Here is a 20733-nt window from a genome sequence, read left to right on the forward strand (position 1 = left end):
GCAACCAAAAACCCCAATCGCCTGCGAAAGGAGGTGTGTTAGTATGTTGTGCCAAGCTCTTCTTTTGGTTATCGTTCGCAATATAGTTAACTATGTTGTGATTCACTTAGCACGGCTATTTGGAACGAAATGGATAGAGAAGCATTTTGATGATAACAAAAAATAGTTGTCCTTCTCTGAGACGTTGCAAGGTTGTTAGCAACGCATAAAAAAGCACCCTTAGTCTTGGCGGACAGGGTGCTTTTCTTGTATTCAGATATTACTCTGAAATTCTCCTTGTTGTTATCATTATTATAGCACGAGTTAATACTCCTTGTCAAAGAAAGGTAATCAAATAGCCAATCACACCAATCATAATGCCATTTTCAGTCCAAAATAAGGCAAAAGAATTTCAACGAAAGACAGATTTTAGTTGTGTTTGCTCAAGAGATAGGATACAATAAAATCTGTAACAAATGAAAGGTTTCAAGTAAATGAACTATATTATTACATTTTTGATTGCCATGGTTCCTCTTGTAGAACTTCGTGGCGCTGTTCCTTATGCAATCGCCACTGGTATTCCAATGTGGCAAGCACTTATTATCGGGGTTGTCGGCAATATGCTTCCCGTTCCAATTATCTTCTTCTTCGCACGTCGTGTGCTTGAATGGGGAGCAGATAAACCAGTTATCGGTGGTTTCTTTACTTGGTGTTTGAAAAAAGGTCACAACGGTGGAAAAAAACTAGCTGAGACGGCTGGTGACCGTGGACTATTTATCGCCTTATTGCTCTTTGTTGGTATCCCAATTCCTGGAACAGGTGCTTGGACTGGAACATTAGCCGCATCAATCCTTGATTGGAACTTCAAACAAAGCGTTATTGCAGTTATGCTCGGTGTTATCCTCGCAGGACTAATCATGGGAACACTAACAATTCTCGGCTTAGGAGCATTTAGCTAAAACAAAAACAAGAGCTTAGAAAACAAACTAAGCTCTTTTAATATTGTTTTTTTATCAACTGTTAGCAAGATTTCTCAAGCATACAAAACCACCTGAGACAAGTATTTTGGGTGGTTAAATTTTTTCTTCAATATCTATCAATAACTTTTGAGCCATATTTTTGAGTAATTCTTTATTCTCTAGTTCAAAAATGGTAATGGCATTGCGACAGTATTTTTTTGCCTCTTCATAGAGTTTTGTTTCATCTAAAACATAGGCTTTCATCAATAAAGAATCACCTAATAAATAAATTGATTTTTTCTCTAAAATCTCATCTATGGCTCTTGAAATATAGGTTAAAGAGTTAGTCATATCGCCTTTTACAAAATAAGCGCGAGAAATGCTATATAGAAAAGTCACACGGTCACGAAAATCATCACTAACTTGGTAATCATCAATAATCGACTCAAAATATTGTAAAGCTAGCTCATCTTCATGATTCTCACTATAAATACTAGCAATAGCTGACACAACTTTTAAATAAAGTTGGAAATAATGATTTTTAACTTGAGGTAACAATTTTTCTAATTTTTGAATGGTTTCTGGTAGATTAACCTGTTTAGTCATATAATCAGTAATCGCCAGCAACCAATCATAATACAAAAGTTCCTCTGTTGTCATACTAGTATTATCTAGTGCTTTCAAGACGTACACCAGATTTTCATAATCCCTCATATACAACAATTGTTTAACTTTATCAGAATAAACTCTATTGTGATGAATGGCGTTTGTTAATTCAAAAATTTCAGAGACTACTGACATGTCAATATCTAGTCTTTTAACCAATTTAAAAAACAAATCGACTGACGGTGTTGTTTCATTTTTTTCTATCTTGCTGATGACAGCTTGAGCACAAATACCTTCAGCCAACTCTTTTTGAGTTAGCCCTTTTTCTTTACGTTTAGTTTTAATCAACGTCGCAATATCAGTAATCATACGCCCTCCACTCCATTAATATTATAACAATTAATAAAGCTTTAGGAAATATCATAATGCCTTAATTTACGATTTGAGAAATAAAGTAAACTAACTAGTAATAAAGCCATTGCAAATAGGACAAGAAACAGACGCCACGACATGGTTTTAGCGACATACCCAAAAATGAGTGAACCAATTGCTAGAGTTGGAATTGTCACCGTATAGAAAGCACTAAAAACCTCCCCAAGATGCTCGTCAGGAATCTCTGTCTGTAAAATAGGCTTTTGAGCAACGTGTGTTATGCCAAGAAAAAGACATGAAATAAACCAAATCAGCAATAATACCAAACGACTATGCACCATTGCCGTAGAACCAATCCCGATTCCAAAAATAGCAGTCGCTAGCCAGAAGGCTTGTCCTAAGCTGAATTTTTGTAACACAAAATTAGCAACAACCGTAGTTCCCAATAAAGTGCCAACAGCACAGGCAGAAACTAACAGTCCATAAAAGGCTGAATTACCAACATCTTTAGCAATCAATAATTGGTAAACATTAAAACCACCGAAAAGAAAGTTGACAATAGCCCCTCCCAATGTAATAGAGAAAACCACTTTATTTTGCCAGATAAAACGTAAACCACTCCAAAAATCCGTCTGCTCACGTGTCTTTTCAATCTTTTCTTTAAATGATATTTGCCTAAAAAGTAAAATTGAACTCAAAAATGTCAAAACATCAATTAGTAGCAAGGGAATATAACTCAGCACAGAAAGCAAGAAACCACTAATCGCAGTAAAAACATACTCCGTCCCATTGTAAGCCACAGACATATACATCTCTGCCTTAGCTAAATCTTTGGTGGGAACAATTTTAGGAACTAAAGCATCTTGCACAGTATAGGTATTCAATCCAACCGTAGAAGCAATGAAAACACAGCTAAAAATAATCGCTAAACTAAGATTAGCATTGACACCTCTCAAAGCAATACCTAAAACAATTCCCAAAACAGCCAGTAATTGTGCCAACTCCAAAAATACCAATAAATGCTTTTTGGGTAAAGAATCAATCTTTTTCCCAAAAATAAAAGAAAAGGTATTAGGAATAAAAATTAAAAAGTTTAATACACCAACATACCAAGCACTATTAGTCATTTCTAACACATACCACGATAACACAATGGTATAAATCGAATCACCGCAATTGCTAATAAGTCGTCCCAAGAATAATTGACAAAAATCCTTATACTTTCTTAATATCATAAATCGTCCTTTCGTTGATTTAATTATAACTAATGATATTATTTTGTCAATATAAAAAACGGTTTAAGAATTTTTATAATCTTTTTGTGATTTTTTCTAAAAAACAACTGTTAGTCCCTACAATTTTACACACAAGTCAATTTCTTTGATAAGACATCCACACAAAAACCACCTGAGATTTCTATCTCAGGTGGTTAGTTTTATTAGCAAGCTATTCTTATTTGTTAAGTGCTGCTGCCATTGTTGCTGCAACTTCTGATTCAAAGTCGTTAGCAGCTTTTTCGATACCTTCACCAACTTCAAAGCGAGCGAAAGTGATAACTTTAGCGTTTACTGAATCAAGGTATTGTTCAACAGTTTTGCTGTCGTCCATGATGTAAACTTGTGCAAGAAGTGTGTATTGTTGGTCAACTTTAGTGTTGTCAAGCATGAAGCGAGCCATTTTACCAGGGATGATTTTATCCCAGATTTTTTCTGGTTTGCCTTCTGCTTTAAGTTCTGCTTTGATATCTTCTTCAGCTTGAGCGATTACTTCATCAGACAATTGTGATTTAGAACCGAATTTCAAGTGTGGAAGAGCTGGTTTGTTAACCATTGCACGTGATTCGTTATCTTGATCGATTTTGTGGTTCATTTGAGCCAATTCATCGTGGATGAATTCTTGATCAAGTTCTTCGTATGAAAGAACTGTTGGTTTCATAGCTGCAACGTGCATTGAGATTTGTTTAGCAAGAGCTTCGTCGCCACCTTCAATAACAGTTACAACACCGATACGTCCACCGTTGTGTTGGTATGCACCAAAGTGTTGGTCATCAGTTTTTTCGATAAGAGCGAAACGACGGAATGAAATTTTTTCACCGATAGTTGCAGTTGCGTTAACATAAGCTGCTTCCAAAGTTTCACCTGAAGCCAAAGTAACTTTAAGTGCTTCTTCGTTGTTAGCAGGTTTTTGTTCAGCGATAGCTTTAGCTGTTTCTTTAACCAATTCAACGAATTGTGCGTTTTGAGCAACGAAGTCAGTTTCAGCGTTAACTTCAACAACTGCTGCAACGTTACCGTCAACATAAAGACCAGTCAAACCTTCAGCGGCTACGCGGTCAGCTTTTTTAGCTGCTTTAGCCATACCTTTTTCGCGAAGCAATTCAATTGCTTTTTCCATGTCACCGTCAGTTTCAACAAGTGCTTTTTTAGCGTCCATGACACCAGCACCTGATTTTTCACGCAATTCTTTTACTTGAGCTGCAGTAATTGCCATTTTTTATGTCCTCCAGGATTTTTTGTTTTCCAAAATAATAAAAACGAGACAGAGCGGTTTGCTTTCTGCCCCGTTTTAAAGCATATCAAAGACTGTTAAGCCTTAAAATCTTATTCGTTGTCGCCTTCTACAACTTCAACGATTTCTTCGATTGAGTCAGCTTGTGCTTCTGATGCAAAATCAACATCTGCATCTTCACCTTGACGTCCTTCGATAACAGCATCAGCCAATTTAGATGTAATCAATTTAACGGCACGGATAGCGTCATCGTTTGCTGGGATGATAACATCGATGTCATCTGGATCAGCGTTTGTATCAACCATTGCAACAACAGGGATACCAAGTTTTTTAGCTTCTTTAACAGCGATTTGTTCTTTGTGTGGGTCAACAACGTACATTACGTCTGGGATACGAGGCATATCTTCGATACCACCCAAGAATTTTTCAAGACGAGCACGTTGTTTGTTAAGAAGAGCAACTTCTTTCTTAGGAAGAACTTCAAAAGTTCCATCTTCTTCCATACGTTTGATTTCTTTCAAACGAGCGATACGTTTTTGGATAGTATCCCAGTTTGTAAGAGTTCCACCCAACCAGCGGTGGTTGATGTAGTATTGACCAGCACGTTCTGCTTCTTCTTTAACAGCATCAGCAGCTTGTTTTTTAGTACCAACAAACAAGATAACAGCGTCGTTAGCAGCTGCATCACGAACGAATTCGTAAGCTGCGTCAGCCATTTTTACAGTTTGTTGAAGGTCAATAACGTGGATACCGTTACGTTCTGTGAAGATGTATTTAGCCATCTTAGGGTTCCAGCGACGAGTTTGGTGACCAAAGTGAACACCAGCCTCAAGAAGTTGTTTCATTGAAATTACTGCCATGAGTAGTTTCTCCTTTTTATAATGTTTTTTTCCTCTCCCAGACTTCATCTTGCAAACCCACCCATAAAGAGCAACAGGTTCACAATACATCCAGAATGAGTATTTGTTGCATAATACAACTATCATAGTTTACCATAAAAGCCCCATTTTGACAAGTCAAATGCGACTTTAAAGAAGCTTTTCTTTAAAGTATTTTGGCAAAGATTTTTGCATACTTCCTATCATAAAATATCTGCCATGATAAATTCTTGTTCCCTTATCACAAAAACAAAAGCCCGACAGAATCGGGCTTTTGGGTGTAAACACATTATATAAAGGCGGTAGACGGATTTGAACCGACGATCAAGCTTTTGCAGAGCCGTGCCTTACCACTTGGCTATACCGCCATAACAAATAATATTCTACCTTAAAATCTAAATGGCGTCAAGTAGATTTCTTAAATTCTGAACTTATCTTACCGATTCTATTTCCTTGTAAAATACGGGATTTATGCTATAATACTAAAAATCTTTGGAGGTGTTTTATGAAAAAACTAAGTCCTAACAGTCACATTCGCGTACTCAGTCCGTCAGATTCAATTGCTCGCTTGGGTGGATTTGAAGCCAACCTTTCTGCCAAAGAAACGTTAGAAAATCTAGGATTTCGTGTGTCATTTTCAGAACATTACTTAGAATCTGATATGCTCTATTCTTCTTCAATCAAGAGCCGTGTTGCTGATTTGCACGCTGCTTTTGCTGATGACTCTGTTGATGCTATTCTGGCTACGATTGGTGGTTTTAATTCTAACGAACTGTTGCCCTATCTTGACTACGACTTAATTGCCAAACACCCTAAAATCATCTGTGGGTATTCGGATTCGACAGCTTTTTTGAATGCTATTTTTGCTAAAACTGGAAACCTCACTTACATGGGACCGTCATATTCTAGTTTTAAAATGAAAGAAGGTCAAGATTACCAGAGCAAGGCTTGGTTAAACGCCATGACAAAATCAGCTTATGACCTTGTTCCAAGTCAAGAGTGGTCGAGCGACCCTTGGTATGACCCAACACAACCACGTCATTTTATGCCAACAGAATGGAAAATTTACAACGCAGGGAAAGCTTCTGGCACCATTATTGGTGGAAATTTATCTACTTTTGGACTTCTTCGCGGAACACCTTACGCCCCTCAAGTCAACGATTATGTCCTTTTCTTAGAAGAGGCAGAAGAAGATGACTATCATGATTTTGACCGCAATTTAGCAGCCATTTTACAAGCTTACCCCAATCCAAAAGCGGTGCTTATCGGACGCTTCCCAAAGGAATGCCAAATGACACCCGAAATATTAACCTATATCCTAGACAAGCACTCACTTCTTAAAACCATTCCTGTCATGTATGACCTTGATTTTGCCCACACTCAGCCACTCTTTACAATCACTATCGGCGCACAAGCAAGCATTGACACTGATACTTTGAGTATTCATATCGAGGAATAAATACCCTAAAAAAGAATAATTAAAATATTTTCATTTGCAGATTTGCAAATAAACCGATTTCATCAATTCCTCTGCTAAAATGGGGTTATAATCTAAGGAGGAAATCTACTATGTTGAAACGCTTAATTAATTTATTACCTATTCTTATCTTTTTGCTTTTGCCACTTATTTAATAAGCAACCCTTAATAATAAACTTTAAACAAAACTCTTTTCATGACACAAAAAGAACCACCCTTATCTAATCTCTGTAAGGGCGGTTTTTATTTGTTTAGTTTTGGTCAAAAAGACTTGATAGATTTGCCTTTAAAAAAGCAACAATGGTCGGATTGCCAACTTCTTCGACGCAAGCAATATAATGCTCCAAATCAGAAAGGTCATCTGACCCACTTTCGATATGGGCAATAATTTTTTTCGAGAAATTCAAGCAAATCGTCGCAAACATATCTTGATAAGTTATGATTTTCTCCAAACATTCAATAAAATAAGTCGCTTGGTAAATTTTGCGATAACTAATCAAGGTCAAAATCAAGTTCAGAAAAACAAGCTCTGCACTTTTCTTATGATTTGGCAAAGATAAATACAATTTATCTCGCTCAACAAATGCTTTTCCAAGAAAAATCAAGTCATCATCAGATAAAATGGTCATTGTATTACCAAAAATGTAAAGCTCATACTCTGTCCATTCTTCTATCTCATAAAGATAAGACGTCAAAAAATTCTTTTCGTCTTCTGTGATAACATAGCTAGGGTCCAAAGAATGAATCGTAATCTTAATCATTAATTCATTTAAACGATTGTAAACATCAAATGATTCGGTATTTTTATCAGTCTCAAGCAGACGACGCAAACCGTCAATATCTTGCTTGTTATACAAATCAGAGATGACATTTCCTAGTTTAAAAAAACTCGTTTCTTCGTAATTATTAATGGCATGACCAAATTCTGAAAAGGTCATGTGAATCCCTGAAATAGCAATCAACAATTTATCCGCCGCTAACATGGTTTGACCATTTTCAAAACGTGACAATTGCGAAACTGATAAATTATCACGCGCAATATCTTTCAATTTCAAGCCTCGAGCAATTCTTAATTCACGGTACAATTCACCTAATTGCATTGACTTTTCAAGCTTCATACAGTCTCCTTTATGTCAAATGTTTAATCACCATCAAATCTCAAGTGATTATTTTTATGCGTCCAACTGACCAATAACCATGCCAGTCTTTACGCTTTGAATACATATTTCCCACAATTTATCGCATTGTTACAATATAACACCATTGTTTATTGTAACATACTTTTTTTAAATTCATTTGAAGATACCGTTAATCCTTTGTTCCAAAAAATAACTACCGCTGCTCAATTATCAAGAATTGCTAAAAGAGAAATAAACGAAACACAGCCTCTCCTATATTCTGAAGGTTAACAAATCCCAACAAAAAAGCTGAGCTAAAATGCTCAGCTTCAAACTTTTTTCAACAAATCACCAAATGATAACGCGTTCTTCTGGTGCGCGCCACATTGGGTCTCCTGCTTTGATATCAAATTCTGTGTGGAATTCATCAAAGTTTGTCAATGTAACATTGGTACGAAGTTTTCCTGGTGCGTGAACGTCAATGCTTGCTAACATTTGCATATATTCATCACGCGCTTTCATGCGCCAAATCGTCGCAAAGTTGATGAAGAAATCACGTGCTGAGAAATCCTCGTCTTGTTTTGCAGCTTCGAGCGCACAAGCCACACCACCAAGGTCAGCCACATTTTCAGAAACGGTTAATTTACCATTGACTTTCGCACCATATGAATCTAAACCATCAAATTGGTCAACGATTTTATCCGTACGTTCTGTAAAGGCTTTGTAATCAGCTTCTTTCCACCAGTTATTGAGGCTACCATGTTCGTCAAATGATGCACCATTGGTATCAAAAGCATGTGAAATTTCATGGGAAATAACCGCACCAATACCACCATAGTTAGCAGATGAACTTTGTTCTAAACTGTAAAATGGGGCTTGTAAGATAGCCGCTGGAAAGACAATCTGATTTTGTTGTGGGTCATAGTAAGCATTAACCATATGGGCAGGCATATGCCATTCACTACGGTCAACAGGCTTGTTCCATTTGCTCCAGCTATGTGCGATTGAAATTTTAGCAAGGTTTTGCGCATTTTCAACTAATGACAACGAATCATCAATGATTTTCTTAGCATAAGTTTCTGGCAATTTTTCAGGATAACCAATGTGTGGTGTAATCACGTTTAATTTAACAATGGCTTTATCACGTGTTTCTTTTGCCAACCAATCTGCTGATGTCAAACGTTTCTTGTAAACATCAATCATTGTCGCTACTTTATGCTCCACATCGGCTTTAGCTTCTGGAGAGAATTTTTGCCCAGCATACCAAAGACCAAGTGCTTGGTTGTAAGGACCTGAAGCTAAGTAATATGCCGCTTTTTTCTTATCCATAGCCTGTGGTGTTCCTGAAAGCGCACGACCATAAGCACCTGAAAGCACACGAATATCATCTGTTAAGTAACCGTTAAATGCCCCCGTAGCTGATAAAACCAAATCTGCCTTTAGCAAATCCCAGTTTTTTTCTGAATAATAGTCAGCAGCAAATTCTGTCCAGAAACGTTCTTCAGGAACAATCACTTTGTCAGGAATTTCTCCCAAAATTTGCGTGAAAATAGCGTCCAAAGGCAATTCTGGTGCTAATTTTGTAAAATCAGCCCAATCATATGGGTGATAAAGTTTGACGTATTCAGAAGATTCTTCACGTGACAAAACATATTTAGCGACTTTGGCATCTAATTCAATCACCTTGTCAAGCAAGTCTTTCGTTTCTTCAGCTGAAAAACCAAATTTTGGCAATAATTCTTCTTGCATTTGGCGCCAGATAGCTAGTAATTCTTTACCTTTTTCGTTATCTTCGGCATAGTAAGTCGTATCAGGCAAGATTGTTCCAGGAGCTTCTGCCCAAAGAACATTAAGCTGCGCATTCATGAAATCTGGGGCAACACCAAGTGGGAATTCATTTGGTTTTCCTGCCATTTCAAAATCGGCAATTTTGCCTGCAAATTCAGCAAAAGAATCCAAGTTTTTGTATTCTTCAATCAATGGAAGAACTGGCGCGACACCAACTTCTTCACGTTTATCATAATCTGAAGTCATACGATGAAACTTGATATAGTTTTGTAAAATACTGTCCTCTGGCACATCTTCGCCGCTAAGCCATTTATCTGTTGTCGCCAACATTAAGTCTTCAATCTCATCGGCTAAATCTGAAAAACCACCTGTACGTGGTTTATCATCAGGAATGACGGCTGTTTTTTCCCATTCGCCATTGACAGCATCATAAAAATCGTCTTGATATCGAGTCATAAAAAATCTCCTTTAATCTATTAAAACCATTTTATCAAAAAAACGTGAGAATAGCAGATATAAAGCGCATTTGTTAGAGATTAAATAACGGACTTTCTGACACTTTTTTGCTATACTTAGGGCAAGGAGGCGACTATGACTAAAAAACATTATAATTGGGCAACCCTAGGAACTGGTGTCATTGCTAATGAATTAGCGCAAGCACTTCAACAACAAGGGCGAAAACTCTATTCTGTTGCTAACCGTACTTATGATAAGGGGCTAGCTTTCGCTGAAAAATATGGCATTGACAAAGTTTATCAAACTATTGATGAGGTATTTGACGACCCTAACGTAGATATTATTTACATCTCAACGCCACACAATACACACATTAACTTTTTGCGCAAAGCCCTAGCAAACGGCAAACACGTCTTATGTGAAAAGTCAATTACGCTTAACGCTGACGAATTGGACGAAGCTATCAAGCTAGCTGAAGAAAATCACGTCATTTTAGCAGAAGCCATGACCATTTTCCATATGCCAATTTACCGCAAACTTTCAGAAATCATTGCGACTGGAAAACTCGGTGAATTGAAGCTCATTCAAATGAATTTTGGTAGCTACAAAGAATACGATATGACAAACCGTTTCTTTAATCGTCAGTTAGCTGGCGGTGCACTTCTTGATATTGGTGTCTATGCTCTTTCTTTTGTCCGTTGGTTTATGACATCAACGCCGACTCAAATTGCTTCCCAAGTAAAACTAGCTCCGACAGGAGTCGATGAACAAGCTGGGATTTTGCTAACGAATAGCCAAGGCGAAATGGCAACCTTGACATTAAGCCTTCACGCCAAACAACCAAAACGTGGAACAATCGCTTATGATAAAGGCTATATCGAACTTTACGAATACCCTCGTGGGCAAAAAGCGGTGATTACCTATACCGAGGACGGACATCAAGAAGTCATCGAAGCTGGAAGTACCGCACTCGCTCTTTCCTACGAAGTCGCTGACATGGAAAATGCCGTTTCTGGTCAAGAAAATACCATGCACCTTGACTACACCAAAGACGTCATGGACATTATGACAAAACTCCGCAAAGACTGGAACCTCACTTACCCAGAAGAAGAATGACAACACACAAAATGAGCAGGGAAATCTCCCTGCTCATATATTTTTACCCGCCAGATTCGTCTCAAAGTGCTATGGGGGAAATGGAAATACACCATATCATGTGATTATGCTCTATGCTTGTTTAATACTATTTATCATCCTTATGTGTATTGACATCTTTTTGGGAAAATCGTTGTCTAACGGAGTGTCTAAACTGCTTCTTTGCACATCATGTCTTGCTATTCTTGGCATGATTATCACTGGGTAATCGGTATGAATGTGATAAATTTGCTCAAACAAACGACTTGACGCGTATCAGAACGTTTGGTATTTCCATTAATCCACACAGCTGTCTTGGAAAAATCGGCTACGGTTTGGCCATTGTATTGATAATTACCATTCTGGTCATTATCCTACTTGCTTTATAAATTTTCTTGATAAATGGCAAGTGTTTGATAAGGTTTTAAAGTGATTTTTTCAGAAAGGTTTGTTTCTGGATAATTGCTTAACAAAACTTGTCCTGACTGATAAGCTTCTGGCAAATCAAGCTCAACTTCTTTAGCAAAAAAGTTATTCAACACCAACAACTGTTTTCCGTCAAAATGACGTTCAAACGCATAAATATAAGGATTATCTTGATAAGCTGACTGATAACTTCCTTCCGCAATAATTGGCAAGTCTTTTCTCAGACGAATCAATTGTTGATAGAAAGTGAAGATTGGTCCGCTTTTTTCATTTTCAACATTAATGTCACGATACGTTTTACCAACTTTCAACCATGGTGTGCCTGTTGAAAATCCCGCATTCTCTGAAGCATCCCATTGCATCGGCGTACGGCTATTGTCACGTGATTTTGCTTGAATAATGGCAAATGCTTCCGCTTCTGTCTTGCCTGATGTCAGTAATTCTTGGTAAGCATTTAAACATTCAACATCAACATAATCAGCCATGCTGTCATAATCTGGATCGAGCATACCAATTTCTTCGCCCATGTAAATATATGGTGTACCACGAGACAAATGAATAGCTGCCGCTAACATGGTCGCTCCCTCATTACGGAAGTTTTTAACATCTATGAAACGATTAATCGCACGAGGTTGGTCATGATTATTCCAGAAAAGTGCTGACCAGCCACCACCCTCACTCATTTTTTCACCCCAAGTGTGGAAAAGTGTTTTTAATTCTTCAAAATCAAATGATTTTAACGTCCATTTTTGACCATTTTCGTAGTCAACCTTAAGATGATGAAAATTGAAAACCATATCCAATTCATGACTGTCAGGGTTGCTATACTGGATACAATTTGGAATGTCTGTAAAGCTCATTTCACCAACCGTCATGCTATTGTCATCTTGACCAAATGTCGCTTGATTTAACATTTTCAAATAATCGTGCGCAATCGGACGGTCTGTGTATTCAGGTTTACCATCAAAAGCAGTATTATCTTTCAGCTCTTCATCTTTACCGATTAAATTAATCACATCAAAGCGAAATCCCTTGACACCTTTTTCACGCCAGAAATTAACCACCTTGAACAATTCCTCACGCACATGCGGATTGCGCCAATTCAAGTCAGCTTGTGTAATGTCAAACAAATGCAAATAATATTTGCCAGTATCACCAAATGGTGCCCAAGCATTGCCACCGAATTTTGAAACCCAATTCGTCGGCGTATCACGTAAAATGAAGAAATCTTGATAATATTTATCCCCAGCTAAAGCTTTTTGGAACCATTCATGCTCTATTGAACAATGATTCAAAACCATATCAAGCATTAATTCAATGCCATGTTCCTTAGCTTTTTGACTTAATTCTTCAAAATCAGTCATTGTCCCAAATAAGGGATTGACCGCTGTGTAATCTGAAATATCGTACCCATTATCACGTTGAGGACTTGGATAGAAAGGGTTGAGCCAGATGACATCAACACCTAATTCTTCCAAATAGGGTAATTTTTCAATAATCCCACGCAAATCCCCTACGCCATTGCCTGTCGTATCTTTATAAGATTTTGGGTAAATCTGATAGACGACTTTTCTCTTATCAAATGCCAATTTTTGCTCCTTTATCACAATTTACTTGCTGTAAAAATCGCTTCCCCACGCGCAACATCACACGGCAATTCTCGCGTAACATCCGTCTGGAAATCATTTTGATTGGTCACAATAACAGGTGTCGCCACAGGATAGCCAGCCGCTTGAATAGCTGCCATGTCAAAACTAATCAAAGCATCACCAACCGACACTCTATCACCTTGCTTAACATGAGCTGTAAAGCCGTCTCCGTCAAGATTTACCGTGTCCATACCGATATGCATCAACAATTCAAGGCCTTCATCTGAAACCAAACCAATCGCATGTTTTGTTGGGAAAAGAACTGACACCACACCGTCAACTGGCGCAACCAATTCTCCTTCTGTCGGTTCAATCACAACACCTTGTCCCATAACACCTTGGGCAAAAACAGGGTCTGGTGCTTCACTCAAATTTTTAGCACGTCCTGCAAGCGGACTTTGGATAGAAATCACTGTTCCTGCAGGCACTTCCGCATCCTTTTTAGCCTCAACAACTGCCTGAACTTGTGAATTTTCTTCTGACTTCACTTCATCTTCAGCTTTTGTCAAGAAACCAACACGACGGAAAATAAATGTCAAAACAAATGGAATAACAATTGCAATCACCATATCAATGGCAAATAAGCCCATATATTTTGCTTGAATCGAAAGAATACCTGGCAAACCACCGATACCAATCGCATTAGCCGTGATATTGAAACTTGTACAGAATAGCCCTGCAATACCTGAACCGATCATCCCTGCAACAAATGGGTAAACATACTTCAAGTTAACCCCGAAAAGTGCTGGTTCTGTAACACCAAGATAAGCTGAAATCGCTGCTGGCAATGAAATTTGAGCTTCACGTTCATCATGACGATTCATCACATAAAACGCCAAAACAGCAGAACCTTGAGCAATATTTGACAAAGCAATCATTGGCCAAAGCCCAGTACCACCAGCATCCGCAATCAATTGTGTATCAATCGCATTCGTCATGTGGTGTAAACCAGTAATAACAAGTGGCGCATAAAGTGCACCGAAGATAGCACCAAAGAGCCATTTCACAGGACCAGTCAATCCAGCAAGTACCACTGCTGAAATACCTTTACCAATTGTCCAACCAATTGGACCAAGCACCGTATGTGCCAAAATCAATGCTGGAATCAATGATAGAAACGGCACAAAAATCATTGAAATCACTTCTGGAATATGCTTACGCCAGAACCGTTCCAGATAAGCCAAAGACAACCCTGCCAAAAGCGCTGGGATAACTTGAGCTTGGTAACCAATTTTTTGAACTGTAAAGAAACCAAAATCCCAAGTCCAGTTTGCCGCAATTTCAGCAGCTGATGTGCTGGCAACATTATAAGCATTTAACAGTTGGTTTGGAGAAATCAAACAAATCCCCAGAACAATCCCCAGAATCTGGCTAGTTCCCATTTTACGTGTCACAGACCAGACGATTCCCACTGGTAAATAGTGGAAAATCGCTTCACCTGGCAACCACAAGAATGAGTTCACACCAGACCAAAATTGAGAAACCTCAACAATCGTCTTACCATTCAATGCTGACCATTCTACACCTTCAAGGATATTACGAAAACCTAAAATCAAACCACCAACGATAATCGCTGGAATGATAGGTGTAAAAATTTCCGCCAACATTGCAAGCGCACGTTGTAACCAATTTTGATTTTTCTGCGCTGCTGATTTAGCCGCTTCTTTTGATACCCCTTCGATACCAGAAACCGCTGTAAAATCATTATAAAAAATAGGGACATCATTTCCGATAATTGCTTGGAATTGCCCTGCATTTGTAAATGTCCCCTTAACCGCAGGGATGGCTTCCAAACGCTTAACATCTGCCTTACTCTCATCATTTAAAACAAAACGCATCCGCGTCGCACAATGCGTTACCGCCGCAATATTTTCTTTCCCGCCGATAGCTTCAAGCATTTCACGGGCATCTCTTTCAAATTTTCCCATATGTCTTCGGTAAAACCGACTCCTTCGTTAGTCTATAAATAGTTGCTAGCTTTATTTACAAGGTTATTGTAATCGTTTTCTATTTTGTCTGCAAGTTGTTTGGCATAAATAAGCACATTTTTTCTTGAATTTTTTCAAGTTGTATGGTAATTTAAAAACAACTTTAGAAAACTTAAGGAATTTTTCAACACAACTCATGAAAAAATACGAACAAATCTTTAAAGAACTTGAACACGATATCACCTCTGGCATTTACCAAGCAGGCGACTATCTCCCCACCGAAAATGAGCTAACCCAGACCTACCATATGAGCCGTGACACTATCCGCAAAGCGCTTAGTCTCCTTGCCGAAGCAGGGCTTATTCAGAAAATTCACGGTTCTGGCTCTCAAGTCATCAAGCACGAGCAGATTGATTTTCCCGTTTCACAGCTCACAAGCTATAAAGAGCTGGTCGACGCTCACCATATCAATTCCAAAACCAATGTCATTGCCATTGATAAACTTATCGTTGATGAAAAATTAGCTACGCTGACAGGTTTCAAGAAAAATAACCTTGTCTGGCGAATCATTCGCCAACGTGTCGTTGACGGCACCGCTTCTGTCCTTGACATTGATTATTTAGACAAAAAAATCGTGCCAAATATGACACGAGAAATCGCCGAACAATCCATTTACGATTACCTTGAAAATCAACTCCACCTCATCATCGCTTACGCTCAAAAAGAAATCACCATTGACCAGCTAACTGACCGTGACAAACTACTCCTTGACATCGGTGCCGAACACCACGTCGTCTCTGTCAAATCAAAAGTTTACCTCGCCAACAAACACCAATTCCAATTCACCGAAAGCAGACACAAACTCGAAAAATTCCGCTTCGTTGACTTCGCAACCCGAAAACCACAGTAACACGTGACACCTATTTGAGAATAAAAAAACGCAGTCTCTCCCACATCTCGAAAACTTTGAAATGCGGATTTCCTGCCGAACTGTCAGCCCTACCACCCACACTAACTAAGGAAAAAACAATGATTGTTGCTGTTCAATTTCAGAAATACTTGCTAGCAAAGCAAGCACAAAAATGATGCCTACCGTCGCCCAAACAGTTTGAGCTAAAAATTGAAAGCAAGGAAATTAAAGCAAATAGCAAAAAAATTCTTCAACCAAAAAAGCAGCTGGACACGAAATGTCCAGCTGCTTTTGCATTAATGTCGTAATCTGCGGTAAACATTTACCACCAATAAAAGCACGATTAAAATAAATATTCCAAGGAATGGCGCAACCATCAATGGTTTCACCTGACTGGCTTCAGATGTCACACGCGCAGCATTTTCCTGATTAGCGATACGGTGACCACGAACCAAGAGACGGTGAGTATTGACTCCATACGGCGTACAAGTCACCAAAGTCACATAGTCTTGCTCTGGGTCGATTGCTAACGCCGACACGTCATCTGGCGTTACCGTCAAAATTTGGTCCACTTCGTAAGTCAACGTCTCGTCCAAAACCTGAATCATGAACGTATCGCCCTCAACCAAGCGGTCAATATCCGTAAACAACTTCGCAGACGCTAAACCACGGTGACCTGAAATCACAGCGTGCGTTCCTTTACCACCCACAGGAAGTGATGTCCCTGGGATATGCCCAATAGCCACCTGCAAGACACTATCGTCCGTACCATGGTAAATCGGCAAAGTCGTATTCAACTTAGGAATTTCAACATAAGCCATAATCCCCGTACCAGTCACATCAAGCGTCTGGTCATAGGTCTTAGTCTCAGCACTCGACAAATTCAAATCAGGAATAACCCCTGTCTGCAACGTCTGATTATAAGCTTGCGCAGCAGCCAACATCTCTGCTTTCTTCTGCTCACTCATATCCTCAACATCTTGCACATAACCAGCAACCGCCTCAGATTGGTGAAATGAATTCCAATAATCGCTAACTGTCGGATACAATAACAAGGACAGCCCGATTAATAATATGCCGACGAGGCTAATCGTCAAATAATTCTCTTTAATCTTTTTTATCATAATAAAGGGCTCTCCTCACCATTGCAATAGGAAAGGGAGCGAAAGAAAAGTTGACACTCCTCATCCACTCCCTGCTAGGTAACAAGGCTCTAACAGCCGACCAATCGGTCTAAAACTCATTACAAAGTATTAACGCTTTATTTTCCACCTTGCAACCTAACGCCTATAACAACAGTCTGCCTAGTGTTTATTTAGCATCCATGCGTTTTTTAGTAACAAGCAAGATACCAGCAGCAAGAACAAGAATAGTACCTACAACGTAAAGGATAGTTGTTCCCATACCACCAGTTGAAGGAAGAACAGAACCTTTTTTGTTGACAACATCAGTTGTTAAAGAACCATCAGTAGTGCTTGAAGTAAAATCAGCACTTGTTTGGTCAACTGAAAGTGAAATCAATTTAGGTTCATCAGCTTCTTCACTGTGACTTGCTGAAATTGTAAATTCAACATCAGAGGCTTTGTTGTAACCATCTGGTACGGTTGTTTCTACAAGTTTGTAATCACCATCATCAAGACCTGAGAATGTGAAAGTAGTTGTATCTCCAGCTGAGATTGTTTCTACTTCATTCCATTTACCAGATGAATCTTTTTTGTAAAGAGTGAATCCAGCACCTTCTAGTGGACTAGTTCCATCTTCTTTAACTTTATTTACAACAACTTTGTAAGTAAAGACGATAACAGTATCTTCTGGAGTTTCACCAGTATCGCCTGGTTTAGATGTACCATCACCAGTATTATTTGGGTTGTTTGAGTATGTTAATTTAACTTTGTTAGGGTTACCAGCTGAACCAATAACAGCTTTTGAGTTCAGAGTAGCATTGTATTCTACAACAATATCATCATCTTTAGTAATTGTAGCTACAGCTTTTACATCAGTGATGATAACAGAAAGTGTTGTTGTACCAGCTGAATTACTAGTTGTTGTTACTGTGTATTGATCAGAAGTAAGAGTTGTACCATCAGCTGTTACTTTTGTAATTTTGTCAAATGTCAAACCTGCAGACAAAGTATCTGTAAATTCAACGTAGTAATGGTCATATTCAGAGATATGTGCCGGTAATGTTGCTTTCAATTGGAAAGGAATTGTATCTCCAATATCATAGTCAGCAGAATCTTGCCAATCAGTAGTTGTACCAGCTGTGTCGTTAGTATCTTTAACTTTCTTTTGAACAGTAGGTGTGTCATTTTTAAGTTGTGCTGTTGCATCACCGACAACTTGTAAGATAAAACGAGTATAGGCTGCATTTTTTCCATTTTGTGACTCATCTTTATCTTTCACCAAATAGTAACCTGGTGCTAAACCAGAAATAACAGTTGAACCAGCACTACTTGTTGCACTACCTGAAGCAGTTGTAACATTTGCACCGGCTAATTTAGCAAATGCTTTTGCTGTGGTTGAATCATATTTTTCTCCAGAAATTTTTTCGGCGATTGTTGCTGCATCAGTTGCATTGTCGTAGGTAAAAGCAGTAACACCAGAACCCCAAGCAATATTTGAAAGAGTAGTGCCATCCGATGAAAGGTCACCACTAAAAATTTGATAAGCTTCATAAGTGTGACCTTCACTTGTACCACTAATAGTCAAACTATAAGTTGTATCGGCGAATGCCTTTCCACCAACAAAGGTGAAAAGAGCTGCCAACAATATAGCAAAAATTAATTTAAAGTTTTTCATTAAAATCCTTTTCTTTCTTTTTTGATTTAGTGTGAGTAGAGTAAAAATATAATCTAAGGCTTGGCGAGTATCGACTAAGCAACACCACCTTTACCAATAAAACTAGTTATCATCATAGGTGACCTCCTATCTGATAACGTTTATAGACTTTAAAGATTAACAAGCCAATAGCAAGCAATGATAACACCGCACCAGCTATGTAATGCCATTGCGTTCCATTACCACCAGTATCAGGCAAGTCGTATTGCTTCTGAGCAGTATTCCTAATGGTAATCGTTGCAGAATCTGAAGCAATCGCCATATCAGCTGCTTCCTCAGTAGGAACAGCATTATTACTATTAGTGTAGCTAGTATCATAACCAGAAACAGCGTTCTCTTTAACGTAATAAGTATAAGTGACCGCATTGCCAGATGAATCCGTACCCGAAACAGGTAATTCTGTATAAGTTTTCGTCCAGTTATCATCATGACTTAACGTTTCCCCAGACTTATAAGTTGATTCGGTCGAAGTTCCGTCCTCTGCCGTTGCAACCTGAATCACATCATAAGTGATAGAACCATCAGAACGACTTGTTTCATCACCATCAGCCGTGAACCATTTCTTATTGACGGTTAAATCAATCGTCTTAATCTTTTCGTTTTCAACGTAAACTGAATCTGAAGTCTTGGCTAAGTTGACTGCACCGCTAAGAACACCTGTCGGTGTTATCGTATTCTCCGTATCGTAGTAGAAGTAATACTTACTTGAACTATCCGACAACTCATAACCTGACGGCGCAGTTGTCTCTTTGAAGTAATAGAAATTACCTTCTGTAAATGTTGACGGTAGGTTTGACTTCGTGATTGTAATGTGACCATTAGCATCCGTTGTATAGGTTGCAATGGCTTCATCATTGCTATCATCGTCATCACCGTCATATTTATAGACAGTAAACACCGCATTTGCCAAACCTAAACCATAGTTATCCGCATCAACCTTATTAATCGTATATGATTTTTCGGTATCAATTCCTGCATCAGTACCAATCTTCGACCATGCTACTTCAGTAGTTGTTCCAGTCGATCCATTACTAAGTCCTGATAAGGTAGCTGTATTGGTTGGCCAATACGTACTAGACGTATCTGGATTTTCTTTTGAAACAAGATAGTCATAGGCGAGCGTATAAGCTGTGGCATCTTTCAAGGTAACCGTCAAGGTACTTGTATAGGTTCCATAACCGTTATCCGTTAACGACACTTTCCATGACCATTCGCTTGTTGGAACTTCCTCACCACTATCAGCGTAGTAAAGTTTAACCGAGCTTTGGTTTAGTGCTACCGAAATGTCCGCACCATAAAACGTTAGAACGTCTGTCAAAGTCAGTTCATCCGTTCCGTCAACCAAGTCCTCAGCACTTGGATTAATGGATAAACTATAGTGCAAAGCACGATTGTTATTATCCCACGTACCAGTCTTAGTCATCGGAGTGGTTTCAGTTTTTTCTTTACCAATCGTTACATTCTGTGTCTGACTATCAGAACCATAATCTTGGTCACCGTCAACGATAACAGATACTGTATTGGTTAAGGTATCTGTTACAACTGTTCCTTCTTCAGGTAGGTCATTATAAGTCGTTGTAAAGGTTAACCAGAAATCGTTATTTCCACCAATATTATTCTTTAGTGTCTGACCGTCAGTCGTACTAAAGTTTAAGGTAACAACATTATCATCCGAAATACTACCAGTTAGGTCAATATTATACGTTC

Annotated in this window: 16 protein-coding genes and 1 tRNA gene; 5 read left to right on the top strand and 12 right to left on the bottom strand. The window is 38.6% G+C overall.

All coding sequences use genetic code 11. The annotated features are described in order from the left end of the window. Window positions 1-43 precede the first annotated feature (43 nt). Together BTR42_RS12940 and BTR42_RS11900 are read left to right on the top strand one after the other, a co-directional pair. Window positions 44-166, top strand: coding sequence for a hypothetical protein (locus BTR42_RS12940; protein WP_257787376.1), 123 nt, complete (start codon window positions 44-46; stop codon window positions 164-166). Window positions 167-473: 307 nt separating this feature from the next. Further along, window positions 474-938 (top strand): COG2426 family protein, encoded by a 465-nt coding sequence (locus BTR42_RS11900; protein ID WP_009855139.1) that lies wholly within the window; start codon window positions 474-476, stop codon window positions 936-938. Window positions 939-1052: 114 nt separating this feature from the next. On the opposite strand, the gene BTR42_RS11905 is transcribed toward BTR42_RS11900, so the two are convergent. The 5 genes from BTR42_RS11905 to BTR42_RS11925 all read right to left on the bottom strand — a co-directional run bounded on the left by BTR42_RS11905 (window position 1053) and on the right by BTR42_RS11925 (window position 5670). Continuing rightward, window positions 1053-1913, bottom strand: a complete 861-nt coding sequence (locus BTR42_RS11905) for a helix-turn-helix domain-containing protein (RefSeq protein ID WP_009855140.1) — start codon at window positions 1911-1913, stop codon at window positions 1053-1055. A 41-nt stretch (window positions 1914-1954) separates the two neighbouring features. Further along, a complete protein-coding gene (locus tag BTR42_RS11910; protein ID WP_061458152.1) occupies window positions 1955-3151 on the bottom strand; it encodes an MFS transporter in 1197 nt (398 codons plus the stop codon). 217 nt (window positions 3152-3368) lie between these two features. Next, on the bottom strand, window positions 3369-4406 hold the full coding sequence (gene tsf / locus BTR42_RS11915; protein ID WP_009855142.1) for a translation elongation factor Ts: 1038 nt from the start codon (window positions 4404-4406) through the stop codon (window positions 3369-3371). Between the two features lie 110 nt (window positions 4407-4516). Further along, window positions 4517-5284 (bottom strand): 30S ribosomal protein S2, encoded by a 768-nt coding sequence (rpsB, locus tag BTR42_RS11920; protein WP_012962617.1) that lies wholly within the window; start codon window positions 5282-5284, stop codon window positions 4517-4519. Between the two features lie 315 nt (window positions 5285-5599). Continuing rightward, window positions 5600-5670 (bottom strand) — tRNA-Cys (locus tag BTR42_RS11925). Between the two features lie 137 nt (window positions 5671-5807). Between BTR42_RS11925 and BTR42_RS11930 the strand changes: the two genes are divergently transcribed. Continuing rightward, window positions 5808-6761 (top strand): S66 family peptidase, encoded by a 954-nt coding sequence (locus BTR42_RS11930; protein WP_077497894.1) that lies wholly within the window; start codon window positions 5808-5810, stop codon window positions 6759-6761. A 269-nt stretch (window positions 6762-7030) separates the two neighbouring features. On the opposite strand, the gene BTR42_RS11935 is transcribed toward BTR42_RS11930, so the two are convergent. Both BTR42_RS11935 and BTR42_RS11940 read right to left on the bottom strand, forming a co-directional pair. After that, window positions 7031-7897 (bottom strand): Rgg/GadR/MutR family transcriptional regulator, encoded by an 867-nt coding sequence (locus BTR42_RS11935; RefSeq protein ID WP_061458153.1) that lies wholly within the window; start codon window positions 7895-7897, stop codon window positions 7031-7033. 348 nt (window positions 7898-8245) lie between these two features. Further along, window positions 8246-10141, bottom strand: coding sequence for a M13 family metallopeptidase (locus tag BTR42_RS11940; protein ID WP_077497896.1), 1896 nt, complete (start codon window positions 10139-10141; stop codon window positions 8246-8248). Window positions 10142-10276: 135 nt separating this feature from the next. Here BTR42_RS11940 and BTR42_RS11945 point away from each other — a divergent pair, with 135 nt between their 5' ends. Further along, the gene (locus BTR42_RS11945; RefSeq protein WP_013852320.1) at window positions 10277-11257 is read left to right on the top strand and encodes a Gfo/Idh/MocA family protein; all 981 of its coding nucleotides are present in this window, start codon (window positions 10277-10279) and stop codon (window positions 11255-11257) included. A 401-nt stretch (window positions 11258-11658) separates the two neighbouring features. Here BTR42_RS11945 and treC read toward each other — a convergent pair whose 3' ends face one another. Next, on the bottom strand, window positions 11659-13290 hold the full coding sequence (gene treC / locus BTR42_RS11950) for an alpha,alpha-phosphotrehalase (protein ID WP_077497898.1): 1632 nt from the start codon (window positions 13288-13290) through the stop codon (window positions 11659-11661). A 14-nt stretch (window positions 13291-13304) separates the two neighbouring features. Beyond that, window positions 13305-15278: a PTS system trehalose-specific EIIBC component gene (gene treP, locus BTR42_RS11955; RefSeq protein WP_077497900.1), complete on the bottom strand. Its 1974-nt coding sequence runs from the start codon at window positions 15276-15278 to the stop codon at window positions 13305-13307. A 196-nt stretch (window positions 15279-15474) separates the two neighbouring features. Here treP and treR point away from each other — a divergent pair, with 196 nt between their 5' ends. Then, entirely contained in the window at window positions 15475-16188 is a 714-nt protein-coding gene (treR, locus tag BTR42_RS11960; RefSeq protein WP_077497902.1) for a trehalose operon repressor, read from the top strand. 296 nt (window positions 16189-16484) lie between these two features. On the opposite strand, the gene BTR42_RS11965 is transcribed toward treR, so the two are convergent. The 3 genes from BTR42_RS11965 to BTR42_RS11975 all read right to left on the bottom strand — a co-directional run bounded on the left by BTR42_RS11965 (window position 16485) and on the right by BTR42_RS11975 (window position 20449). After that, complete coding sequence (locus BTR42_RS11965; protein ID WP_077497904.1) at window positions 16485-17312, bottom strand: class C sortase; 828 nt, start codon at window positions 17310-17312, stop codon at window positions 16485-16487. 187 nt (window positions 17313-17499) lie between these two features. Further along, the gene (locus tag BTR42_RS11970) at window positions 17500-18987 is read right to left on the bottom strand and encodes a SpaH/EbpB family LPXTG-anchored major pilin (protein WP_077497906.1); all 1488 of its coding nucleotides are present in this window, start codon (window positions 18985-18987) and stop codon (window positions 17500-17502) included. A gap of 112 nt (window positions 18988-19099) precedes the next feature. Continuing rightward, complete coding sequence (locus BTR42_RS11975) at window positions 19100-20449, bottom strand: SpaA isopeptide-forming pilin-related protein (protein WP_077497908.1); 1350 nt, start codon at window positions 20447-20449, stop codon at window positions 19100-19102. Window positions 20450-20733 lie beyond the last annotated feature (284 nt).

The sequence above is a fragment of the Streptococcus gallolyticus subsp. gallolyticus DSM 16831 genome (assembly GCF_002000985.1).
GTDB lineage: Bacteria > Bacillota > Bacilli > Lactobacillales > Streptococcaceae > Streptococcus > Streptococcus gallolyticus.